Raw genomic sequence first — 19,558 nt, forward strand, 5'->3', positions numbered from 1 at the left:
TAAGTATTTTTGAAAGGAGTTGATGATTAACCATGAAACAAGGAAAACATCTTTTACCCCTTGTAGGGCTACTGTTAACCTGCAGCCTTGCCCTAACAGCCTGCCAAACACATTCGCAAAAGGGGCATTCTCAGGAGCCTAAAAAGCACCAAAAGGCTACGAAAAAGAAAAGTAAAAAAAGCAGTAAAACTGCAAAAAAAAGAGAGCATAAAAAAATCCCGGGAATTGATGTCCCAACTGATGATGGCTTTTTATTGACCAGCGAATCACAAATTGAACGCAAAACAGATACGGGCATTATTGTGAAGCATGGCGATCACAAGCATTTCTTCTTCTATTCCGATTTGAAGGGGACAAAATGGGCTTACCTGATTCCTAAGGATTACAAGGAAGCACAGCCTGCTTCTAACCAAGCGGCAAGGTCTGGATCAGTAGTCTCAACTGGTCATGCTGGAGACGGCTATGTCTTTAATCCAGCTGACATTGTTGCTGAGGACGCCTATGGCTACACTGTTCGTCATGGGGACCATTACCACTATATCCTCAAATCAAGCCTACCATCAGCAACCATAAATCATATCGCATCAACCACACCTCACTTCCCATCAACACCGCCTAGCATTCATCAGCAGGGTGGTATCCCAGGAATTGACTTCAAAACTAGCGATGGCTTCTTATTTGATGGCACCAACATTAGCGGTGTCACTGACACTGGAATCCTGGTGAAGCATGGGAACCATTTGCACCCTATTAGCTTTGAGGACTTAAAGCGTAGCAAATGGGCTTATTTAGTGGAGCAATATAAGTCAGGTCAGACCAAAGCCCCACAGGGAAATTATCATACCCAGATAGCTTATCTAGCTGCGGGACTCAAAATAGACCCTTCACGTATCAAGCAAATCCTAGCTAATGACGGTCAGGTCGGCTTTGAATACCCTCATGAGGACCACACGCACGTCATCTGGCTAAAGGATATTGATCTTTCTAAGCCATTTAAAACTCCAGAAGAACAGATCCTCAAAAAGATAGACGGAGAAACCTTTGAACAGCGCAAAGAAAGACTCATCAAAGAATTTATGGATCGCTTCAAGGTTCGTCGTGAGGACATCTCAATTGAGGGCAACTACATGACCATTAGTCATGGGGACCATGCTCACATCTATAAGATTGACCCAGAATTGCCAGATGATCCTGAGCGCAATGTCAAGACAGAATCAACCAATCTAGAGGTCGAAACTCAGCTCGTTTATGGTCCTTTCTATACGGAAAATTCATCTGAAAATCTAACACGTGATGGGGTCTATAAAAAATATCACCCAGAGGGCATCAAAAACATCAAAAACTTTATCCATGTGTTGTTTAGTACAAATAGTGAATACGGCGACATTGAGGTTAATGGCATTAAAACTAAACGTGTGCACTATTTGGTTCGTAAGGATTTGGACTGGAAGGATTTGAACATTCAGCGTCCAGAGGCAATCAAGCATGAGGGGCGTATCTTTAAGGGCTGGAGTGCTGAGTTGCCAACAGCTGGCAAGATGGACAGAGAACATCAACGCTTCTATGTAGATTTTGATAAGGTTAGAAAGCAGCCTACCAAGGCTGTCTACGGGCCAGGTGATGATGTTTCAGACCTTGACTTAGAAAATTATGTTCCTGTCTGGTTCACCACAATCTTTAATGGGCGATTGAAGCTTAACGGCGTGACTCAAGGAGGCTTCTTCTACAATGTTCGTAGTGGTCTTACCTGGAAGGAAGCTAAGGAGCAAGGACTTGTTATCCCTGAGCCCGTCCCAGATCCAGGCTATGAATTTATTGAGTACCGAAGTAGCGTGAACCTTGCCAATAACTTTAATCTAACTGATTTTGCTAAGGGATTTTCTATCACACAAAATGAAAACGATAAGGTAGCCTTTACTGGCCTATTCTCAGCAGCCTTTGGAACTACTGCTCCTTATATTGGACCTTACATCGCTGTTAATCCTGACAAGCCAACTGATCTAGAGGATCCTAGCAGACACCCTAATTATTACTTCCACGATCCGAGACACTATGTAGCCGTTGCCTTTAAGGCAGGAGAGGGCGGACAGCTGATTAGCCGAGCTGGTAAGGGTAAGACTGCCGTTTACCTTGTTCGTAAGGGACACTCATTACATACAGCTGGTATCCTACCACCATCAGTACAGCCAGATGCCGGCTACAAGCGTGATTACAATAAGCCTATTATCTCAAATGAAGAGTACAGCAAGCCAGTCACTGAGGATATTGTTTATAACGTCAACTTTGATAAAGTAACCAACAACGATGTTACAGGTACAGGTAATGGTAATCACTCAGGGAATACCTGGCTACCAGGTGATCCACTACCTAAAGAACCACAAACTCCTAATCATACTGGCAACACTGGAAGCTGGTTGGAAGAATTTGTAGGACCTGGTTCTGACTCCGACGAGGACGACCTATTAGCACCTGACCCTGAGCTTGTTGGTAAGACGCCAGTAAGTGATAAGCCAGCCAGCTATTTTTTAGGTGAGTCAGAGACAGCTAGCAGCACATCAGTAGCTAGCAACAGCTAAGCCATAGCAGGACTGATTGATAATATCAACTGCTCAGCTGATCTGGCCTACCAGATTAAAGACTTAGCCACCCCAAAAACAAAGACGATTGATCCTAGCCACATGTGGGCAGAGGTCAATCGTCTTTTTGATTCTGGTCGTAGCTATCACATAGTAGTGGTGTTTGCTGATCTGTTTAGTGTACCAGCTAGATCTGCCTATTTTCTTAAATAATCAGCTAAGCGAGCCTTTAGCTGAGGAATGACCCGATCGTCTGCTAAAAAGTCATCAATAGCCATCAGCTGATAACCCTGCCCCTCATCACCAAAAGCAATATGATCTATCATGTCCTGATTCATAAGAGCCACCAGAAAGACAGATTGGCTGTCAGGATTAACAAGTCCCGGATAAACCCTTTCCCAAACGACAGCGTCCTTGGTCAGCGCTAGACCTAACTCCTCATAGCATTCACGTGACGCACAATCAAAGGGAGCTTCAGTATTCTCACGCCCACCTCCCGGTAAATCCCACATATTGGGGTAAGGGATTGTTGGTATCGCGTCACGCAAGATGGTCAAAATCTTACCGTTACTGACCAAGGCTAACTTTGCACCAGAAAAATTGACTGTTTTATCTAAAAGTTTCATGACTACGCCTCACCAGTCATCAAAGCAACCTTAGCTCAATGCCAACCACACCATACTTAGCCTGGCGGTCTTTACTGTAGTATAATTCCATATCCTCTGGTCTGGCTTGAGACAGCTCTTCTTGACGATAGCCACATTTTTCCAGCGACAGCTGCTGATAAAGCTGTCGAAAATCATCAAAATAATGCAGCCCTAAGACCTCTGCTTGCAGGATCTGGCTGTGATCCTCTGTACAATAAAAGCAAATCCAATCTCCTACCTTAATAGCCTGTCTTTTTTCATCATTCAGCCGTAGTTCAATAGTCTTCAGGCCCGCCTCAATCATAGCAAATGGTCTTGGTGTCAGCATCATCTCATGTTGCATCTTAATACCTCGGATAAGGGAAGCGCGCGCCCTCTTCTAGCCCTATTTGCCCTTCCTCAAAGGCTTCTGCATTCCATTCCAAGCTAAAATCAAGCTGACTGTCATCTGCTAAGAAATCCATCAAATCACTGTGCCCTTCAATGGCAACATCATTCAGAAACTGCGCGAAGTAGCCTAGGAATTCACGAGAAAAGCCCTTTTTAGGCTCAAATGGAATAGCCACCAGATAGTCTGCTGCTTGAAACTGTGATTTCTCCGGATTGTAAAATAAGACATAATCCTCAAAGACAATGTCTTCCTTGCTGAGCTGTCCTTGGTCATCAATGGTTTCAACTGCTGACTGATTTTGAGCCTCCAAAACAAGGGTGATTTCAACCGCATGATTTTTCTTGTCCCAATCCATAGCATAGTCATAATGAAAATGCTTGTCCATCTCTTCTTCTAATACTGATAAAAAGCCATATTTAGCCATGCTCTTGTTCCTTTTTCTAAATAATATCCGCTACTATTGTAGCATAAATCAAGAAGCCCTGCTCTCTCTTGTATTGTTGAGGTTTGCTGACAGGCTTCTTTTCAACCCTCCTAATCAGTCTGAAAAGCGCATTTATGATATAATCAAGCTATGCATATAAAGACGATTATTGATTTTAAGGAGCTGGGACAACGCTATATATTTCAAGCTCCTATCGTGGAATTAGTAGCTAAGCAGATTGATCAGGTGGGACAGGTCCTTGAGCAGGTCAACCAATTTCAAGATCTGGGCTACTATGTTGTGGGCTACCTTAGCTATGAAGCAGCAGCCTGTTTTGACAAAAAGCTAACAACACACAATAAAAGACTTGGTCAGGAATATTTTGCTTATTTTACAGTGCATGACAGCTGTCAGCTCGAGGACTTTCCGCTCTATCACGACAGCATGACGATTCCAAACAATTGGACAAGCGCTACACAAGAGGAAGCCTATCAAAAGGCTATTGCACAGATTCATCAGGAGATGAGGCAGGGCAATACCTATCAGGTCAACTATACCATTCAGCTCAGCCAAAGGCTAAACGCTAAGGACAGCTTGGCCATTTATCATCAATTGGTCATTGAACAGGCAGCTGGATACAATGCCTACATTGCCCACGATGACTTTGCTGTCATTTCAGCCAGTCCTGAGCTATTTTTCAAGCAAGAGAAAAACCAGATCACCACACGCCCCATGAAAGGCACAACCAAGCGTGGTTACAATTTAGAACTAGATCAACAAGAGCATGACTGGCTACAGGCCGATCCTAAGAACCGTTCAGAAAACATGATGATCGTTGATTTATTACGCAATGATATGAATAAGATCTGTCAAACTGGGAGTGTCACAGTCACACAGCTCTGCCAATTGGAGCAATATTCCACCGTTTGGCAGATGACCTCTACCATTGTCGGCACGCTGCAGGATCAGTGTCGTCTTTATGATATTTTACAGGCACTCTTTCCCTGTGGCTCCATCACAGGAGCTCCTAAGGTGTCTACAATGGCTATTATTAACCGATTAGAGCCTAAGCCAAGGGGTGTTTACTGTGGCAGCATTGGTATTTGCCTGCCTGATGGCAGACGTGTCTTCAATGTCGCTATTCGAACGATTCAGCTCAGCTACGATCAGGCAATCTACGGTGTAGGAGGCGGTATTACTTGGGAAAGTCGCTGGCAGGACGAATTTGAAGAAATCAAGCAAAAATCTTCCTTTCTGCACCGTCAAAGCATTGATTTCACCATCAAAACTACCGCCAAGGTTAAACAGCAAAGTCTAATCTATCTAGATCAGCACCTCAACAGGCTAAGGGAGGCTGCGCGTTATTTTGCCTATCCTTTTGACGAAGAGCTTCTGATAGATCGCTTGCAAGCCTATCTCAAGGGAAAGGACAGCAGACCCTACCGTCTCACCATTGCCGTTGCTAAGGACGGGCAGATTAGCCTTACAGACCAAAGATTGGAGCCACTTCAAAAAGACTTTTTAAAGGCACGATTAGTCCGCCAATCAAGCAATGTCAAAGAGCTTCCCTTTACCTATTTTAAAACCAGCCACCGACCACATCTGAGCATCAAGCCCTATGAGCAGGTCTTTGTAGCTGCTGATGGGACCTTACTTGAAACCTCTATTGGTAATCTTTTTGTGCAAATACAGCAGACCCTTTATACACCACCAGTATCAGCCGGTATTTTACCAGGCATTTACCGTCAAGAATTGCTAAGGCAGGGACTGGCTCAGGAAAAAGAGCTAAGGCTTTCAGACTTAGACAAGGCCGAAGCCATTTTTGGTGGCAATGCTGTTAGGGGACTCTATCCCCTAACGATTGAGGACACCACTCTGCCTCAATAGCACTAGGCTGATCCCTCAGCGCTACTAGATGAAGGACCTTATGATACTCTTAATTGATAACTACGATTCATTTACCTATAATCTGGCCCAATACCTCAGTGCCTTTGACCAAACGATTGTATTGACCAATCAGGATCCAAAACTATTTGACCTTGCGAAGCAGGCTGACGCCATAGTCCTCTCACCTGGTCCCGGCTGGCCCAAAGCCGCCAATCAGATGCCTAGCTTGATTAGGGCCTTTTATGACCAAAAGCCTATGCTTGGCGTTTGCCTTGGCCACCAAGCTATCGCTGAGGCTCTAGGTGGCAGGCTACGCCTTGCCAAGCGCGTCATGCATGGCAAGCAAAGTATACTTGAAAGACAAGCACTAGCTAAGCTCTTTCAACAGCTGCCAAAGCAATTAACCGTCATGCGCTACCATTCTATTGTTGTTGATGACCTGCCAGCTGACTTTGTAATTACCGCAAGAGACTGTGAGGACAATGAGATTATGGCCTTTGAACACCAACATCTGCCGCTGTTTGGCCTTCAATTTCACCCAGAAAGCATCGGAACAGCTGACGGCATGGCAATGATTGCAAACTTTATGGCTGTTGTTAAAAAGCACCACAGCCAACAAAACCAAGGAAAGGAGGAACACAATGCCTGATAATCTAGCCATCAGAATGCGCCCTAGAACCATTACAGAGGTCATCGGCCAGCAGCATTTGGTCGGGGAGGGGAAAATCATTGACCGCATGGTCAAGGCTAATAGACTATCCTCAATGATTCTTTACGGACCTCCCGGTATTGGAAAGACATCAATTGCTAGTGCTATTGCTGGAACAACCAAGTATGCCTTTAGAACCTTCAATGCTACCATAGACAATAAAAAACGCCTCCAAGAAATCGCTGAGGAAGCTAAGTTTTCAGGTGGACTAGTGCTGTTGCTTGATGAAATTCACCGATTGGATAAGAGTAAGCAGGACTTTTTACTACCACTTTTAGAGCATGGGCACATTATTATGATTGGTGCTACCACAGAGAATCCTTTTTTCTCGGTTACTCCAGCCATCAGAAGTCGAGTCCAGATTTTTGAGCTGGAGCCCCTATCACCTGAGGAGATCAAGCAGGCGCTTAAGCTTGCCATCACTGATAAGGAGAGAGGCTTTGCCTTTGATGTGACCCTAGATGAGGCTGCTTTTGACTTTATTGCGACAGCGACAAATGGAGATCTCCGAGCTGCCTACCAATCCCTTGATCTAGCTGTCATGTCGACCCAGCCAGATACCGAGGGTATCCGCCATATCAGCTTGAATACTGTTGAAAATTCTTTGCAGCGCAGCTACATCACAATGGACAAAGATGGCGACGGACATTATGACATACTATCTGCCTTGCAAAAATCAATCCGAGGATCTGATGTTAATGCTAGCTTGCACTATGCTGCAAGGCTTATTGAGGCAGGCGATCTTCCGAGTCTTGCTAGACGCTTGACCATTATCGCCTATGAGGACATAGGTCTTGCCAATCCAGAAGCTCAAATCCATACCGTCACTGCACTTGAGGCCGCCCAGAAGATTGGCTTTCCAGAGGCGCGTATCCTCATTGCCAATGTTGTGATTGATCTAGCACTGTCACCAAAGTCCAATTCCGCCTATATGGCTATGGACGCTGCTCTCGCTGATTTACGTCAACATGGCCATCTTCCCATTCCTAGACATCTACGTGATGGGCATTATGCCGGCAGCAAGGAGCTAGGCAATGCTCAGCACTACCTTTACCCTCATGCATATCCAGAAAAATGGGTCAAGCAGCAATATCTCCCTGATCACTTGGTTAAGAAAAATTACTTCAACCCAAATGAAACAGGAAAATATGAAAGAGCCTTAGCCGCCAATAAAGCGCGAATTGATAAGCTTTCTAGCAGCTAGCCTAAAGAAAAAAACAAGAAATACGATCTTTTTTTCATTTTAGGGCTTGAAAAATTTTCAAAAAGTGGTATCATAAGAGCATAGAGTTATTGCTGTGGCATACGAATTCACATCTAAGTGTTGACCGACTATTTTTTTGTATTTTAGGGAAACAAAGTCTATCTCTAGTATGCAAGCCGTTTCACGCGGAAGCAATCTGAAGAGAAGTATGTTGCCCACCTGCTTATATCGTGCGGGTTCAATACAAAACGTGAATCACCGGTGCCAATACAGCTTTCCTTACCTCCTTAGCTCAGTTGGTAGAGCAGTAGACTCTTAATCTATGGGTCACAGGTTCGAGCCCTGTAGGGGGTATCATACTATACATAAAAAAGCCTTTAAATAAAGGCTTTTTTGCTTGTCTAAAGAGGATTTGTTCCACCATTTGTCCCCGAAACAATTTTTTATGATATGATGTTAAATAAAGAATTTATTACTTTTTAAAAAGAGAGCTAACACATGACAATAATATAATTAACACAAGGTGATACAATCGGAGTATTTTCACCTCCATCACCTGCGACGGAATTTGGAAAAAAATGGCTTTTTTTGATTATTCGCAGCTTTAAAAGTTGGACAAATAGATATTAAAAATGCTCGCCTAAAAGCTGGAAAAACACAAAAAGAACTCGCTAAATTAATAGGAGTTACTAAGCAAACAATTATTAATTACGAAAAGGGGACTACTGAACCTTCATGGGATAGGCTTCAAGAGATTGCTACAGCCTTAAATGTTGATATTGATACCTTATTTCCCTACAATATGCTAGGAGAAAAAAAGAGACTTTAAGTAGATGGAGCACCTAGAGAGACTCGAAAATAATTGGCTTTATAGCCGTATGGCCGAGGAAGAAGTATTACTTCAAAAAATTCTAGATTTTGCAATATTTCAAAATAAATTAGATAAAGACACTCTAACAACTAAAGAGCTTAATAATGAACTTAATCTTGAAGACAACAACACTATGTCCAAAGAAGATAAAATTTCACTCATTATATTGAAATATGAAAAAGAAATTCAAGAAAAAACTCAAAAACTTATTGATTTATATAAAGATCAATCAAGCAATGAATTAGATACAATAAGATTTGAATCGACTAATATATAATTCATATACAGAGAACGGAAGAAAAATATTTTAAAAAAGTAGGTCATTGCTTAAATACTTGTAAACAATAATATTAATAAGAATAAGTTAAATTAGCAGGAGAGGTATATGCTAAATAAAATGGGAGAATCATTTAAAATTATGAGAAAATCAAGGGGAATAACTTTGAGTGAAGCAACTGGAGAAGAATTTTCAGAATCTATGCTTTCCCGTTTTGAAAATGGCCAATCCGAGATGTCTGCTCAAAAACTTTTCGCTTGTTTAGATAATATTTATTTGGATATAGAAGAATATAACCTATTAGTTCGAGAATACGAACCTACAGACTTTTCTACACTACAAAAAAACATTCATCACTTCTACAATCCATACAATGAGATTGAGTTAGAAAAATTAGCGAAAAAGGAACTAGATAAAATTAAAATTGATGGTCGAGAACAATATCATAGACTAAATAATATATTAATCATGACCACCCGTCAAACGGGTGGTTTGAACAAAGGCTATAAGCCCACATCACCAGCCAGCGCCTAAAGACGCTGGCTTTCACTTTGTTCAAGCCTCACCGCTTTTGACTCGTCACCAGCCTCTTAAAGAGGCGTTCGTACTACTTACCATTATCCCTAAAGGGATCTTCATACTCTTTTACACTCAATTTATCAAGTGCTATATCATGTTTTTCCTGTTCTTGGATATATTTCTTAATTGTGGCTTCATTAGGTCCAACAGTACTCACATAATAGCCCTCTGCCCAAAAATGGCGATTGCCAAATTTGTATTTGAGATTAGGGCGTTTGTCAAACATCATCAAAGCGCTCTTTCCTTTCAAATATCCCATGAAACTTGACACACTTAATCTCGGAGGAACGCTGACTAACATGTGAACATGGTCTGGCATCAGATGACCTTCGATAATTTCAACACCTTTATAACGACACAAGCGTCGGAATATTTCTCCCAAACTACTTCGATATTGATTAGAGATGCTTTTTCGTCTATACTTAGGTGTAAAGACAATATGGTACTTGCACAACCACTTTGTATGTGATAAACTATGTGCCTTTTGTGCCATACTTTTCTCCTTTCACTATACAATAGGCTTGAACACCTTTATTGTATCGCGTTTGGAGTTTTTTTGGGTATAACCTTCGTCGCGCACCCGCATAGCGGGTGGTTTATTTGTCTCGCACCTTACGGAGCGTGACGGACTTAAAGTCACATAATTAAGATAATTTCCTTTTATATATTTCAGAAAAATATAAAAGGAAATTGATCCTACTCTTGAACTAATTAAGTTAAATAATCCCATTAAAAAAGGTATATGCTGTTCTGATAACATAGAAGTATTTATGCCTTATTTTTTAATTTTAATAGACATATGAGCTTATAGTTAAATCCCATCTACCTTCTCAAAATGCTTTTAATTAGTTGTATAACTTTTAATTTTCTAGGGTTTGGGTAGTAAATAAAATTTGAAAACTTACGAACTATATACCCCTTAAAGTTCTGTTTAAAACATAGAACACCATCTGAATTATCAAATTTCCCAGTAATACCTAACATATTATAAAATTTTATTCCTTTTTTTAATGCATTTAACATAGCATATTCTTGTAAAAGTGCTGGAGCATAAAACTTGTTAAACTCCACATATGAGCCTGAATAAAGATATACTAATTCTTGCTGAGTATATACAAAAAGGCTTCCCGCAAGAACGACATCCTCATCACCATACTTCTTAACAAAAGATTTCGCTTCTTCTTCTCTAATTAAAAATGTTTCTCGTTGACTATTTAACTCTCTAAGTTGATTTTTTATTTTTTCAGAGTTTGGATTTTTATCTAACCTAGTGCCTAAAATTGAAATTTTATTCTCAAGCCTATGTCGACCATCCAATATATTGCCTAAATACTCACGGAAATTCAAAGTTGCAATAGTAAATTCTGACTTATCTTTAAATGCATCGAAAAATTTTTCATAATACTCAAGTCCTTTGTCATTATAACCTCGACGAGTGGCTGTATCATTTGTTATATTTGCAAATATTTGAAGTTCATCTTTATTAAGCTTTCTAACTTTTATTCCAAAAGTATTAGATTTTTTTACTAACGGACGTCCTTTTTTTGAAAATGAATTTAGTAGATTTTCTGATGTAAGATTAGTTAAATCTTTAACATAATGCCAAGTTACTTGCTCACTATTAAAACCAACTTCATCCCCCTGATATGTAAAACCAGCTTTTTCAAAAATATCTCTTAATTCAATATTACCATCTTGAATTAACCTACCTTCATCATCATAATATTGATAATCATCATATGGAAAAATATCAAGTTCTAATACATTATTTTTTTTCGTATATTTTTTTAATTCAATCAAAAAATGTGCAAGATATCTTTCTTCACTAAAAATAGGTCCATAATAAATACCCATATTCAAGCCACCAAATATTTTTTGGGTATATGTAAGTGCGACAACCTTTATTTCCTCCAAATGAAAAAGAGCAAAATATTTAACATCAAAATTTCGACTCTTTCTTAAATTTCCCATTTCAATGGTTTGCTCAAAAGAACGTCTTTTCTGAGTATTTGCAAATTTTTCAAAAGTAAGTGCATCGATTTCTTGAAATTTCATATTTTATTTCCTATATTTCTTCCTAGTAAAATAATAACAACAAATTATAAAACGAATAAATTATAAAAAATTTTAAGTTTCTTTTCGATTTTGTTACAATAAGTTACATTTTAAAAACCTTAAAACTAAAAGTTGAAAATTCTATATTAATAGTTTATCATAATATTCGAGAAGGCGCTTTCTTTTTAAAGATTTATAATACTGTAATTTACTTTAGTAAAGTTCTTTTTATATGGAGGATAAAATATGAAACGTATATTTTTTGCTTTCTTAAGTTTATGCTTATTTATATTCGGAACACAAACGGTATCTGCAGCTACTTATACTCGGCCATTAGATACGGGAAATATCACTACAGGGTTTAACGGATACCCTGGTCATGTTGGAGTCGATTATGCAGTACCCGTTGGAACTCCGGTTAGAGCAGTTGCAAATGGTACAGTCAAATTTGCAGGTAATGGGGCTAATCACCCATGGATGCTTTGGATGGCTGGAAACTGTGTTCTAATTCAACATGCTGACGGGATGCATACTGGATATGCACACTTATCAAAAATTTCAGTTAGCACAGATAGTACAGTTAAACAAGGACAAATCATAGGTTATACTGGTGCCACCGGCCAAGTTACCGGTCCACATTTGCATTTTGAAATTTTGCCAGCAAATCCTAACTGGCAAAATGGTTTTTCTGGAAGAATAGATCCAACCGGATACATCGCTAATGCCCCTGTATTTAATGGAACAACACCTACAGAACCTACTACTCCTACAACAAATTTAAAAATCTATAAAGTTGATGATTTACAAAAAATTAATGGTATTTGGCAAGTAAGAAATAACATACTTGTACCAACTGATTTCACATGGGTTGATAATGGAATTGCAGCAGATGATGTAATTGAAGTAACTAGCAATGGAACAAGAACCTCTGACCAAGTTCTTCAAAAAGGTGGTTATTTTGTCATCAATCCTAATAATGTTAAAAGTGTTGGAACTCCGATGAAAGGTAGTGGTGGTCTATCTTGGGCTCAAGTAAACTTTACAACAGGTGGAAATGTCTGGTTAAATACTACTAGCAAAGACAACTTACTTTACGGAAAATAATTATTAAAATTTATAGAAATATTTAATATAGACTATTAGACGTTCCTTTTTTTGGCTCTTTGTCAACTGTAGTAGGTAGTTGACAAGCTAACATCTGGAGAGGACCAAATTGGTCTTCTCTTTTTTCATATTGATAGCGATCAAAATCCGTCTTTTAAAGTTTTCAAAGTTCCGAAATCCAAAAGCATTGCGCTTGATGACTTTGATGAGATTATTGGTAGCCTCCAGTTTAGCGTTAGAATAAGGCAAATCCAGTGCGTTCTCAATCTTGTCTCTGTCCTTCAAAAAGGTCTTGAAAACGGTCTGAAAGAGAGGATTGCTGCTGTCTATCTGCTCCTCAATCAGGCCGAAAAAGTGGTCAGCTTGCTTTTCCTGGAAGTGAAAAAGCAGAAGCTGATAAAGGTCATAATGCTTTCTAAGCTCGTCAGAGTAGCTCAAAAGACGCTCGACCACCTCCTTGTTTGTCAAATGCATGCGAAAAGTCGGGCGGTAAAAACGCTTGTCACTGAGTTTGCTGCTATCTTGTTGAATCAGCTTCCAGTAACGTTTCAAAGCCTTGTATTCGTGGGATTTTCGATCAAAAGAGTTCATGATTTGAGTACGGATACGGTTCATGGCACGTCCCAAATGTTGCACAATGTGGAAACGATCAAGGACAATCTGAGCGTTTGGGAAAAGCATCTTAGCCAGGTTGTAATAGGGGGTAAACATATCCATGGTGATGAGTTTAACGTCGTTTCTGACCTGCCGAGGATATCTCAGGAAGTGGTTGCGAATGACAGCTTTCGTCCGTCCATCCAAAATAGCGATGATGTTGTTGGTGTCAAAGTCCTGAGCAATAAAGCTCATCTTGCCCTTCTTAAAGGCATATTCATCCCAGGACATATGTTCGGGTAAATAAGTCAAATGAGACTTGAACGTGAACTCGTTGAGCTTTCGCATGACGGTTGAGGTGGAGATGGATAGTCTATCAGCGATAGCGGTCATGGAGACTTTCTCGATGAGAAGCTGGGCCACCTTCTGTTTGACGATGGTTGGTATTTGATGGTTTTTAGGGACTAGAGAAGTCTCAGCGACAGTAATTTTTCCGCAAAACTGACATTTGAAACGGCGCTTTTTGAGGCGAATCAAAGTCTTGTAGCCTGCGCAATCGAGAAAAGGGACCTTGGATTCCCGTTGGAAGTCGTACTTGCCCATCTGACTTTGGCAGTTAGGGCAAGGTGGGGCATCGTAGTCAAGGACAGCTTTCAATTCCTTATGAGTTTTCATGTCGTGTATTTCTTTGGAGAATGTGATATGAGGGTCTTTAATTCCCAGTAGTTGTGTGATAACATGTGATTGTTCCATATGAGTCTTTCTAAATGATAGTTTAGTCGCTTTTCATTATAGGTCATATGGGACTTTTTTGATACTCATAAAGCCCTATAACCCCTGCAGTGGACTTACCCACTACGGAAATTATACATATATTCTTTATGCTATAATATAAGTCAAAGTACAGCATTGACAAAGGAGACAAAGATTGAAAATTGTAATAATTGGCTATAGTGGTTCTGGAAAGTCGACTTTAGCAAATGTTTTAGGTCAACACTACAATTGTGCTGTACTTCATTTAGACAAAATTCATTTTGCATCAAACTGGCAAGAGCGAACAGTTAGTCAAATGGTCTCTGATATATCAACATTTATGTCACAAAAACATTGGATTATTGAAGGTAATTATTCAAGCTGTCTTTATGAAGAGCGTATGAGAGAGGCTGATCACATTATATATTTTAACTTTAATAGATTTAATTGTTTTTACCGAGCTTTTAAGCGATATTTAAAATATAGGGGACAAACACGTCCTGATATGGCTGAAAACTGTAATGAAAAATTTGATGTTGAATTTATGAAATGGATTCTGTTAGACGGACGCTCAAAAAATAATTTAAATAACTATAAAACAGTTATTAAAACATATCCTCATAAAATAATCGTTTTAAAAAATCAAAAGCAGTTAAATCATTATATGAATTCTATCCAACACAACAGCTAGTATACTAAATTTTAATACATGAAAAAAGCCTTGATTATCATCTAATGCCTTCAGTATTACTTCTGTTTGCTTTAAAGAGCCTTCTGTCTGAAAAGTAACGCTTTGGAAATGATACCTCATACAGTAAGCGGTAAAACTATATTATTAATATGCTTACTTAGAGCATTAATATCATTTTTTTAAATCATTTGGAGACTTTAAAAAAGGCAACAAAACAGTTGTATCCAAATAACATTCCCTCCTTCTTAAGCTAGTCAATCAGAGATACGGTATGCTATAATAAAAAGGCAGAAAGGTTAAGACGGTGGCTCTTATTTCTGAAAGGTAGGTGAGGCCTATGGGCAGTTCATCAAAATCTAACAGAAAGGAGGAGTCAAAACATTGACAGCTTTTGAAGTGGTACAAACCCTTTTAGGCTTTAGTAGCTTTACTATTGCACTTATCAGCTTGTGCTATAAAATCTTCAAAGATGACAATAAAAAATAACCGTCTTTAACTTTGGCCAGTTAACGGTTATTTTTTTAATAATCTCAAACATGCCACCGTCTTAAACGGTTCTGCATTGGGTAGTTGTTGCAAGCAACTACCTTTTTCTATTTTCATTATAACCCTTATCCCAAAATTAAGCAACTATTACACTTCTTTAGACGGGTCTGAATAGTCAACCTTAATAACAATATGCTATAATGATAAAGCAGAAAGGTTAAGGCGGTGGCTCTTATTTCTGAAAGGTAGGTGAGGCCTATGGGCAGTTCATCAAAATCTAACAGAAAGGAGGAGCCAAAGCATTGACAGCTTTTGAAGTGGTACAAACCCTTTTAGGCTTTAGTAGCTTTACTATTGCACTTATCAGTTTGTGCTATAAAATCTTCAAAAATGACAATAAAAAATAACCGTCTTTAACTTTGGAAGGTTAACGGTTATTTTTTAACTATAAAACCAGCCACCGTCTTAAACGGTTCTGCATTGGGTAGTTGTTTTGAGCAACTACCTTTTTCTATTTTCATTATAACCCTTATCCCAAAATTAAGCAACTATTTGTTCAACCCATTCATTACACGTCTCATCTAGGAGACGTCTATATATTTCTTAATATGGAAGTCCTTCTCCCTTGCACTGATGAGCCTAGTCGTTGTAAACATAACAATAAAAAAAATAACCGCTCTACAAATCAACCTCCAACGGTTAAATCTTTGGTCTAACTTTTGAGGTAGTTCAGTTAACAGTTATTTTCTGTCACCGTCTTTAACGATTCTACATTGGGTAGTTGTTGCAAGCAACTGCCCTTTTTCTATTCCTATTAGAATGCTTGCGACAAAAATAGGTGAATATTGAGTTACTTCACGACACCTCTTTTATAACTGATCTATTTCAGCTAAAATAGGCGTCTTTTTTCAATAAATGATTTTCTTCATGCGTCTGTCGTGTTAAATAACTTTAAAAGGTTGACATACTATATTTTTTTTGATAGATTGATATAGTTAACTGGTTAATTAAAATAAATAATAGTTATAAGGAGTTATTAATGAAAAAGAATCAAGTTACCCGATACTCTTTACTTATCCCAGCTGCTTTAATGACTGCTAGTTTAGCGATGTCAACTAACTCGCTAGTAGCATTTGCTGATGAATCATCAGCAGTGGATAATCACACTGTAGTCCAACCGAAGTTAGGTGGGGATAGCGATACTGCAGATACAGCTAATCAACAGTTATCTGACAGCGCTGAGGTGATGGCTGATAAACCGATTACAAAAGCATCAGAGGCCGCAAATCCTGTAGCAGCAGCTGACAAATTACCGCTAGACACTAATCAATCAGCTGAAGATATTATTGCCGTAAAAAAAGCTTATATCGCCCAAAACACAGGCTTACCATTAGACAAGATTCAATTATTGGATACTTCAGAAGGTAAGGCCTTGATGTACCCACATGGCGATCATCACCATGTTATTTTATTGGATAAGATTGATGTTTCTAAGCCTTTTGACGATGGGCACAGTAGCCATCACAGTGATCATGCACACCACCATAATGATCATGTTATTGAAGGTAGCTTTGCTTTTACAGCAACAGTTATAGACCCTGAGGGTAAAGTATTATCTGGAAAAGAAGTCCAAGTGGTAGATATAACAAGTGGCAGAAAAGCACTTGCGACTGTGAAAACAGATGAAAAAGGACAAGCTGTTTTTGACAAGCTTCCTTTAGGAAGAAGCTTATCCATTTTTGTGAACGGCGTTCCTCAAGGCTATACTGTACGAACAGGTGTTGATGGCGACAAGCATTCAGCTAGCTTTACTGTTGACGGAAAAGGAACAGTTGAGCCAGAATACAGTAAAACACCTCTGGTTGTTATCGTTCGTAATGAAGATGCTGAACCTTTATCAGGACAAGAAGTCACTCTAAAGCATAGAGTAGGTCGTGTGATAGAGAAAGTAACAACAGGAGCTGATGGCAAGGCTGTATTTTCTAAGGGACTTCTAGATGGCACTTTCTATGAGATTTTTGTCAACGGCAAGAAGCTTTCTCAAGCTACAACAGGTGAGGAAAGAAGCGTTGCTCTAGATGCTAAAGATATTAAAAAATCAAGTCCACATTCAAAACCACAAGACGACGCACCTAAAGTTCCTGAAACCAAACCAGAAACTAAGCCAGAGGCTAAACCACTCAGTCCTGAAAAAACTGATCAAGCAGGTAAAGTAGTAGCGCCAGCTCACACAGCTACTAAAGCAGCGGCAGCTAAAGGTGAGATGAAGAAAACGACTAATCAATTGCCAGCAACAGGTGAGGCTGTGAACCCATTCTTCACCGCAGCTGCACTTGCAGTGATGGCTACAGCTGGTGTAGCAGCTATAAAACGTAAGGAAAACTAACAACATTCAAACTGAAGTCAAAGGCCCTAGAAATAAAGCTCTTCTCTACCATTTATCAAGGGGATCAAGGCTTTAGGTAAAAATGATTTTTGAGACAGTAGTCAAACTTAGACTACTGTCTTTTTGAGGTAAGCATGTGCTCAGTGTATATAAAAGAGAGGTCAGAAAAGACCTCTCTGGTGTTTGTGATTAGCTGTTAGCTAGTGTCATAGGGGAAAGATACAATAACTAGCTTAGTCTTTTTTTCCTTTTAGAGTTAGGACGCCTGCACTAGCGATGACACTAAGAGCTGCAAGGGTGAAGAATGGGTGATTTGTCTCCCCTGTAGCTGGTAGCGTTGCCTTTTGACCTGTTGGAGCCGCTGATTTGTTTGGTGCTGACTTAGGCGCTGGTGCCTTAGGACTAGCTGACTGCTGCTCTGAAGCCTTTGGAGTTTTTGGTGCAGGAGTCTTTTCAGGTGCTTTTGGAGCTGATGGTTTGGTATCTTTTCCTTGGTCACCCTTTTGGCCTTGCTCGCCTTTTTCACCGCGTTGGCCTTGCTCACCTTTTTCGCCGCGTTGGCCTTGCTCACCTTTTTCGCCACGTTGGCCTTGCTCACCCTTTTCGCCGCGTTGGCCTTGCTCACCTTTTTCGCCACGTGGTCCTTGAGGTCCAGTAGGACCTTGCTTGCCCGGTTCTCCTTTATCACCCTTTGGACCAGCTTCACCTGGTGCTCCTGCAGGACCAGCGGGACCCTGTTCGCCTCTTTGACCTTCGGGACCTTGTGGGCCAGGAACTCCAGGGTCTCCTTTGTCTCCCTTAGGTCCTGGTTCGCCACGCTCTCCTCTAGGACCAGCGGGGCCTTCAGGTCCTTGAGGCCCACCTTTTTTAGCTTGTTGTTCTAAGCCTTTTAAGTAAGATTCAAAAAACGATTTTAGTGTATGAAGATATTTTCGTGCTTCGTAATCTTGAAATCCATTATTGGCCTTAATTTCTTTCCTTGGATCTGGATACTTCGCTAAGCCTAAATCTTCTTCAGCTTGGGCATTTCCAGCTACTCCTAGGCTTGCTAGAGCTGTTAGGGCAACGACTGCCGAGCAAATACCGTACCTGCGCATTAATTTTGTACGCTTTGTTTTGTTTGTCATCTTTCTCTCCTTTGATGATATAATAATTATGGTTGTCTAATATCTCCAAAGAAGATTTTAACATGTTGATTACTCATGAGAAATAGCTGCTGGCTAGTTTGTCTCCGAGGTTTCGTTTTTTTTTTTTTTTTAATGAAAGGGTTAATTATCTGATTTCGTTGCCGTCATCACCTATAATAGCTGGATCAAGGCTAGACTTGTCAGACTAGAAACTCATTAAGCCCAAGCAGCTTGTCACCATCAAAGCTAGCTCTGACTATCCAAGGAAAGACATGCTTATATCGGTCGAAATCCTCAAAACCAAAGTCTGGTTGATAGTAGTTGATAAGGGTTGACAGTGCTGTGCCATGTGTGCCAATGACTACTGTCTTGCCTTTTGCTTCTTTTAAAATACGGTTAAGAGCTGCTATATTTCTGTCTTGTACCTCTTGCAGGCTTTCGCCTGTCGGTAATTTAAAGGTGAAATCAGCCCACTGCTTTTTGGCTGCGTCGACAAAGTCTTCTATCCAAGCATCAGCTAGCTTACGCTCTCTCAAATCGTCAATCAGCTTAATTTCCATTGCCCTACTAGCTGCTAGTGGGGCAATGGTGTCAATAGAGCGTTTATAGGGACTGGAATAAAAGGCGTCAATCGACACCTCTGCTAGTTGCCTAACCAGGTCTTGGCTCGCCTTAACCCCATGCTCGGAGAGCTCTCTAGTCACGTCGTTGTGGTTTTGATAGTTAGGCTCTGCGTGGCGAATAAAATAAACCTGCGTTATAGTGTCAACCTTTAGCATAGACTCTCTCACTTTCTA

Annotated in this window: 18 protein-coding genes, 1 tRNA gene, 1 other RNA gene and 1 pseudogene; 13 read left to right on the top strand and 8 right to left on the bottom strand. The window is 40.0% G+C overall.

Going from position 1 to position 19,558, the window contains the following annotated elements; translation table 11 throughout:
* The first annotated feature begins 32 nt into the window (after positions 1 to 32).
* Positions 33 to 2,576: a pneumococcal-type histidine triad protein gene (locus tag I2432_RS09410; protein ID WP_206158764.1), complete on the top strand. Its 2,544-nt coding sequence runs from the start codon at positions 33 to 35 to the stop codon at positions 2,574 to 2,576.
* Positions 2,577 to 2,773: 197 nt separating this feature from the next.
* Here the strand turns inward: I2432_RS09410 and I2432_RS09415 are convergent, their stop codons facing one another.
* The 3 genes from I2432_RS09415 to I2432_RS09425 are packed head-to-tail and all read right to left on the bottom strand — an operon-like array spanning position 2,774 to position 4,038.
* Positions 2,774 to 3,202, bottom strand: a complete 429-nt coding sequence (locus I2432_RS09415; protein ID WP_196819686.1) for an NUDIX hydrolase — start codon at positions 3,200 to 3,202, stop codon at positions 2,774 to 2,776.
* 19 nt (positions 3,203 to 3,221) lie between these two features.
* On the bottom strand, positions 3,222 to 3,566 hold the full coding sequence (locus I2432_RS09420) for an ASCH domain-containing protein (RefSeq protein ID WP_196819687.1): 345 nt from the start codon (positions 3,564 to 3,566) through the stop codon (positions 3,222 to 3,224).
* 1 nt (position 3,567) lies between these two features.
* Positions 3,568 to 4,038: a DUF3013 family protein gene (locus I2432_RS09425; protein WP_012516370.1), complete on the bottom strand. Its 471-nt coding sequence runs from the start codon at positions 4,036 to 4,038 to the stop codon at positions 3,568 to 3,570.
* Between the two features lie 150 nt (positions 4,039 to 4,188).
* Here I2432_RS09425 and pabB point away from each other — a divergent pair, with 150 nt between their 5' ends.
* From pabB to I2432_RS09460, 7 genes and pseudogenes are all read left to right on the top strand, one after another.
* Positions 4,189 to 5,925 carry an aminodeoxychorismate synthase component I gene (pabB, locus tag I2432_RS09430; protein WP_196819688.1) on the top strand — a complete coding sequence of 579 codons (1,737 nt, stop codon included), beginning with the start codon at positions 4,189 to 4,191 and terminating at the stop codon, positions 5,923 to 5,925.
* A gap of 40 nt (positions 5,926 to 5,965) precedes the next feature.
* On the top strand, positions 5,966 to 6,574 hold the full coding sequence (locus I2432_RS09435; RefSeq protein ID WP_196819689.1) for an aminodeoxychorismate/anthranilate synthase component II: 609 nt from the start codon (positions 5,966 to 5,968) through the stop codon (positions 6,572 to 6,574).
* Entirely contained in the window at positions 6,567 to 7,838 is a 1,272-nt protein-coding gene (locus I2432_RS09440) for a replication-associated recombination protein A (protein ID WP_043039480.1), read from the top strand. Before I2432_RS09435 ends, I2432_RS09440 begins: the two co-directional genes overlap by 8 nt.
* 86 nt (positions 7,839 to 7,924) lie before the next feature.
* A non-coding RNA gene (ssrS, locus tag I2432_RS09445) (6S RNA) lies at positions 7,925 to 8,118 on the top strand.
* A gap of 1 nt (position 8,119) precedes the next feature.
* Positions 8,120 to 8,192: transfer RNA gene (locus I2432_RS09450), tRNA-Lys, on the top strand.
* 224 nt (positions 8,193 to 8,416) lie between these two features.
* Positions 8,417 to 8,986, top strand: a pseudogene (locus I2432_RS10480) (helix-turn-helix domain-containing protein).
* A gap of 108 nt (positions 8,987 to 9,094) precedes the next feature.
* The gene (locus I2432_RS09460) at positions 9,095 to 9,520 is read left to right on the top strand and encodes a helix-turn-helix domain-containing protein (protein ID WP_229297461.1); all 426 of its coding nucleotides are present in this window, start codon (positions 9,095 to 9,097) and stop codon (positions 9,518 to 9,520) included.
* Positions 9,521 to 9,593: 73 nt separating this feature from the next.
* On the opposite strand, the gene tnpA is transcribed toward I2432_RS09460, so the two are convergent.
* The gene (gene tnpA / locus I2432_RS09465; RefSeq protein ID WP_196819690.1) at positions 9,594 to 10,058 is read right to left on the bottom strand and encodes an IS200/IS605 family transposase; all 465 of its coding nucleotides are present in this window, start codon (positions 10,056 to 10,058) and stop codon (positions 9,594 to 9,596) included.
* Between the two features lie 329 nt (positions 10,059 to 10,387).
* Positions 10,388 to 11,620 carry a peptidoglycan bridge formation glycyltransferase FemA/FemB family protein gene (locus I2432_RS09470; protein ID WP_043039483.1) on the bottom strand — a complete coding sequence of 411 codons (1,233 nt, stop codon included), beginning with the start codon at positions 11,618 to 11,620 and terminating at the stop codon, positions 10,388 to 10,390.
* A 246-nt stretch (positions 11,621 to 11,866) separates the two neighbouring features.
* Here I2432_RS09470 and I2432_RS09475 point away from each other — a divergent pair, with 246 nt between their 5' ends.
* Positions 11,867 to 12,724, top strand: a complete 858-nt coding sequence (locus I2432_RS09475; protein ID WP_206158765.1) for a lytic exoenzyme target recognition domain-containing protein — start codon at positions 11,867 to 11,869, stop codon at positions 12,722 to 12,724.
* Positions 12,725 to 12,811: 87 nt separating this feature from the next.
* Here I2432_RS09475 and I2432_RS09480 read toward each other — a convergent pair whose 3' ends face one another.
* Positions 12,812 to 14,071, bottom strand: a complete 1,260-nt coding sequence (locus I2432_RS09480; protein ID WP_014622390.1) for an ISL3-like element ISSeq1 family transposase — start codon at positions 14,069 to 14,071, stop codon at positions 12,812 to 12,814.
* Between the two features lie 175 nt (positions 14,072 to 14,246).
* Here I2432_RS09480 and I2432_RS09485 point away from each other — a divergent pair, with 175 nt between their 5' ends.
* The 4 genes from I2432_RS09485 (at position 14,247) to I2432_RS09500 (ending at position 17,634) form a co-directional block, all read left to right on the top strand.
* Complete coding sequence (locus I2432_RS09485) at positions 14,247 to 14,762, top strand: DNA topology modulation protein (protein WP_154804316.1); 516 nt, start codon at positions 14,247 to 14,249, stop codon at positions 14,760 to 14,762.
* Positions 14,763 to 15,158: 396 nt separating this feature from the next.
* A complete protein-coding gene (locus tag I2432_RS09490; protein ID WP_228294482.1) occupies positions 15,159 to 15,248 on the top strand; it encodes a putative holin-like toxin in 90 nt (29 codons plus the stop codon).
* A 317-nt stretch (positions 15,249 to 15,565) separates the two neighbouring features.
* Positions 15,566 to 15,655: a putative holin-like toxin gene (locus I2432_RS09495; RefSeq protein ID WP_228269178.1), complete on the top strand. Its 90-nt coding sequence runs from the start codon at positions 15,566 to 15,568 to the stop codon at positions 15,653 to 15,655.
* Between the two features lie 632 nt (positions 15,656 to 16,287).
* Positions 16,288 to 17,634, top strand: coding sequence for an LPXTG cell wall anchor domain-containing protein (locus tag I2432_RS09500; RefSeq protein WP_196819692.1), 1,347 nt, complete (start codon positions 16,288 to 16,290; stop codon positions 17,632 to 17,634).
* 233 nt (positions 17,635 to 17,867) lie between these two features.
* Here I2432_RS09500 and I2432_RS09505 read toward each other — a convergent pair whose 3' ends face one another.
* Both I2432_RS09505 and I2432_RS09510 read right to left on the bottom strand, forming a co-directional pair.
* Positions 17,868 to 18,761, bottom strand: a complete 894-nt coding sequence (locus tag I2432_RS09505) for an LPXTG cell wall anchor domain-containing protein (protein ID WP_196819693.1) — start codon at positions 18,759 to 18,761, stop codon at positions 17,868 to 17,870.
* A 200-nt stretch (positions 18,762 to 18,961) separates the two neighbouring features.
* Complete coding sequence (locus I2432_RS09510; protein ID WP_138083084.1) at positions 18,962 to 19,540, bottom strand: histidine phosphatase family protein; 579 nt, start codon at positions 19,538 to 19,540, stop codon at positions 18,962 to 18,964.
* Between the last annotated feature and the right edge of the window lie 18 nt (positions 19,541 to 19,558).

Origin of the sequence: Streptococcus equi subsp. zooepidemicus (assembly GCF_015689395.1) — a bacterium.
Classification (GTDB): domain Bacteria; phylum Bacillota; class Bacilli; order Lactobacillales; family Streptococcaceae; genus Streptococcus; species Streptococcus equi.